The sequence below is a fragment of the Streptomyces sp. SID12501 genome (genome assembly GCF_010550245.1).
Taxonomy (GTDB): domain Bacteria; phylum Actinomycetota; class Actinomycetes; order Streptomycetales; family Streptomycetaceae; genus Streptomyces.
The window spans coordinates 1-413 of sequence record NZ_JAAGLU010000842.1 but is presented as its reverse complement, the minus strand read 5'-3'; the positions used below and the strand labels follow the sequence as shown (position 1 = coordinate 413).

The following is a 413-nucleotide window of genomic DNA, read 5'->3' as shown; positions in this document are numbered from 1 at the left end:
GGCCTCGCGCGCCTCGCGCACGGCCTCCAGGAGGCGGCGGTAGACGTGCACGACCTCGCCGCGCAGGTAGATGAACGCGTGGTGGCAGCCGATCGCGTAGGACGTGATGACCACGCCCTCGATGAGCTCCTGCGGGCTCGCCATCATGAGCGGGATGTCCTTGCAGGTGCCCGGCTCGGACTCGTCGGCGTTGACGACGAGGTAGCGGGGGCCGCCGTCGGGCGCGGGCAGGAAGCCCCACTTCATGCCCGTCGGGAAGCCGGCGCCGCCACGACCGCGCAGGCCCGAGTCCTTGACCGTCGTCACGACGTCGGCGGCGGGCATGCCGAGCGCGCGCCGCAGGCCGCGGTAGCCGCCGTCGGCCTCGTAGCGCGCGAGCTTCCACGACCGGTCCGAGTCCCAGTGCGCGGACA

The 413-nt window shown here is 73.4% G+C and carries 1 pseudogene; it reads right to left on the bottom strand.

Annotated elements, in window-relative coordinates:
- A pseudogene (locus G3I71_RS48745) lies at positions 1-413 on the bottom strand (NADH-quinone oxidoreductase subunit F); the annotation flags it as partial.